At 36.7% G+C, this 3341-nt stretch carries 5 protein-coding genes; all 5 read right to left on the bottom strand.

Annotated features, from left to right (window positions below; genetic code table 11):
- Nucleotides 1-158: 158 nt before the first annotated feature.
- The 5 genes from ridA to veg all read right to left on the bottom strand — a co-directional run bounded on the left by ridA (nucleotide 159) and on the right by veg (nucleotide 3180).
- Nucleotides 159-533, bottom strand: coding sequence for a 2-iminobutanoate/2-iminopropanoate deaminase (ridA, locus tag HU235_RS23030; RefSeq protein ID WP_095303073.1), 375 nt, complete (start codon nucleotides 531-533; stop codon nucleotides 159-161).
- A 1-nt stretch (nucleotide 534) separates the two neighbouring features.
- Entirely contained in the window at nucleotides 535-1380 is an 846-nt protein-coding gene (gene purR / locus HU235_RS23035) for a pur operon repressor (protein WP_095303072.1), read from the bottom strand.
- Nucleotides 1381-1439: 59 nt separating this feature from the next.
- A complete protein-coding gene (ispE, locus tag HU235_RS23040) occupies nucleotides 1440-2309 on the bottom strand; it encodes a 4-(cytidine 5'-diphospho)-2-C-methyl-D-erythritol kinase (RefSeq protein ID WP_095303071.1) in 870 nt (289 codons plus the stop codon).
- 260 nt (nucleotides 2310-2569) lie between these two features.
- A complete protein-coding gene (locus HU235_RS23045) occupies nucleotides 2570-2755 on the bottom strand; it encodes a small, acid-soluble spore protein, alpha/beta type (RefSeq protein ID WP_095303070.1) in 186 nt (61 codons plus the stop codon).
- Between the two features lie 155 nt (nucleotides 2756-2910).
- Nucleotides 2911-3180, bottom strand: a complete 270-nt coding sequence (veg, locus tag HU235_RS23050; protein ID WP_095303069.1) for a biofilm formation stimulator Veg — start codon at nucleotides 3178-3180, stop codon at nucleotides 2911-2913.
- Nucleotides 3181-3341: the final 161 nt, after the last annotated feature.

Below are 3341 nucleotides of genomic sequence, written 5' to 3' on the forward strand. Positions count from 1 at the left end.
ATCTCTTTCAGTATTATTGTTTCTTGTCATCATTATCCATCACCTCTAAAATATCTATTAATAAATATTTTAAATAAAAAAAGACTGTATGCAAACTCGATTTTATCGAGTTTGTCTACAGTCTGAGCCAATCTGTATCAGATTGGCTTAATCATTTATTATTTAATTAAAGCTATAACTTCAATTTCCACAAGAGCATCTTTCGGAAGACGTGCCACTTCTACACATGAACGTGCTGGTTTATGTTCAGAGAAATATTGACCATACACCTCATTAAAGTCAGCAAAAGAATTCATATCCTTCAAGAAAACCGTCGCTTTAACTACTGTTTCTAACGAAGCACCAGCCTCTGAAAGAACCGCTTTTAAGTTTTTAAATACTTGATGTGTTTGTTCAGCAATATCACCTGTTACCATTTCCCCTTGAGCTGTTAAAGGGATTTGTCCTGAACTATAAAATAAGTTGTTCACAATAATCCCTTGTGAATATGGACCAATAGCTGCAGGTGCTTGATTTGTACTAACAATCTTCATATTATTCTCCCCCATCTTCATTTTCATCTTCAAATTGAAAATAACTTCCAGGTTTTACTTCAATATGCTTTTCACGTGTATCGACTTCAGTTAGTTTAACTAACGAGATATATTCATCAACTAGTCTCTCTTCTACACCTTCTGTTTCAACCAATACACCTATTCCCGAAACATTAGCCTTGAATTCATCCAAAAGACTGATCATGCCATTAATCGTTCCACCAGCCTTCATAAAGTCATCAATAATGAGTACGTTTGAACCCTCGGTTAAACTCCGTTTTGCTAGGAGCATCGTTTGAATTCGTTTAGAAGAACCAGAAACATAATTAATACTAACAGTTGAGCCCTCAGTTACCTTACTATCCTTCCTAACAATCACTACAGGAACATCAAGCTGGGCTGCTACCGCGTAAGCTAAAGTTATCCCTTTTGTTGCGACAGTCATAACTACGTCAATTTTTCGATTGCTAAATACTGTTGCAAACAATTTGCCAATTTTATTTACAATTGAAGGATTTCCTAGCAAATCCGTTAAATATAAATATCCACCAGGCAGTAATCTTTCTGGTCTTGCCATTAATTCGCACAGCTCATCAATGAATTGCTTTGCTTCTTTTAATTCAACCTTTGGAATATACTTAACACCACCTGCTGCTCCAGGTACAGTGAGTAACGTTCCTATTCCATGTTGCTCAAACGTCTCTTTTATGATTGTCAAGTCTTCGCTGATTGATGATTTGGCGGATTTATATTTCTCAGAAAAATAAGTTAATGGGACCAAAGAATGTGGATGATGAAGCAAGTAGTTTGTCATATCAACAAGACGACCACTACGTCGAAATTTCATGAACGGCCAACCTCCAAAATCCGAATATTATTAAAGTAAATATAACTTAATATCCGTATTTAATCAAGGCTGTTTCGTTCCCCTAACATTCTTACCGCAAAGACTTGGTCACAGAAGCCACGTAACCCATTATAAACCCTTGGTAATCTCGACTCATATTGAACTAAACCAAAGACGGTCGGTCCACTACCACTCATTAAAACAGCATCCGCACCGAAACGTTTCATTTGCTCTTTAATATTTGCTACTTCTGGATACATACGTAATGTCACGCTTTCCAATACATTGCCCATATAGTGACATATCTGCGCATAATCACCGTTCTGAATTGCGTTAACCATTCCATCAACATTTGGATGATTTATCGCATTAAGGTTAAGATTTCGATAAACGTCAGCTGTCGAGACTCCAATAGTTGGCTTAGCCAAAACGACCCAACAATGTGGTGGAGGGTTAATATGCTCAATAAGTTCTCCTCGACCAGTTGCAAGAGCCGTTCCCCCATACACACAAAACGCAACATCTGAGCCGATCTCTGAACCTAATTCAGCTAATTGTTCAAACGATAATCCCAAATTCCATAAACGGTTTAACCCTCTTAGCGTAGCAGCTGCATCACTACTACCTCCTGCTAATCCAGCAGCTACAGGAATTGTTTTCGTAATAGAGATGGATACTCCTCTTTTAATTCCATATCGCTTTTTAAGCAACTTTGCAGCCTGATATGCTAAGTTCCTCTGGTCATCTGGAACAAATCGATTATGAGAAACGATTCGTATTTCATCTATTGGCAAATCGATCAATTCCACACGGTCAGCCAAGTCTATCGTTGTCATAATCATTTTCACTTCATGAAACCCATCCTTCCGTTTATGAAGGACGTCTAATGATAAATTAATTTTTGCCGGTGCTTTTTCTAAAACACGCATGTATTCACCTACTTTAACGAACTACAATTGTATCAACATTGTACCACAAAAGCAGGTAAAGTATTTCCTTTTTCGACAATTAGCGAATTTGCACATCTCTATGAGATAGATTGGCTTTTGAACGTACAACCCTTCTAATGTAATTATTAGACATAATTTCTGTATTAATACCTTCTTCACTTGCGAATATTAAAAAAGGGCTGACTTTATTCACCACCTCAAAAAGGAGAAAGTGAATAATCGCCAACCCTACCGCATTGTTACTGATTTTTATTTTGCTCGGCAAGCTGTAGTTGAGCTAATTCAATTGCACGTTTTACCATATTTCCAGCATCTCGTGCTCGAATAGCTCCCCAGCCCTCTTCTTTTACCGTTTCGTAAAACCCTAAGTCTTTTGCTAATTCATACTTAAAGCCTTCAGACATAATTCCACGACGTCTGCCCATGACTGTAACACATCCTTTCAAAGGATTAGCCTGGATTTTTAAAAGAAGAATAAAATCGCGGCATAACTATTATTTGTATAAGTTAAACATTTTATGTGAAGATCCCACTAAATTATCCGGCATAAAAAAGAAAAAACAGTAAACAAATTGGGTGTTTACTGTCCACTAACCGCATATGTTCCTGTTGTATCTTCGAAAAAAGTTAATTGTACTGTTTCAGTTAGAACATCAGCATAGCTGTATGATACTCTCTCAAAAGAATTCTCATCTTGATCTAACTCAATAACAAAGACAGATGGATAGGTTTCTGCAAGCACACCACAGCGTTCTATCGTCTTTCTACGACCCCCGTTAGCTTTCAGGGTTAATCGTCTGCCAAGATTACCATCCAAGGACTTTTTAATATCCGTTAGAGTTTTTCCCATTGCATCCACCTCACTAAATTGATTATACAACAGATACCCAGATAAGTCAAATAAAATTTAAATTATACCAATGTTATTTAACTACTGTCAATAAATTATTTTCAACAAAATTCTCATATTTCCTACACGTAGTCTTTGCTAACTTTTGCTCAATTATGTAT

It is taken from the genome of Metabacillus niabensis (assembly GCF_902829255.1).
GTDB classification, from domain to species: Bacteria; Bacillota; Bacilli; order Bacillales; family Bacillaceae; genus Metabacillus; species Metabacillus niabensis.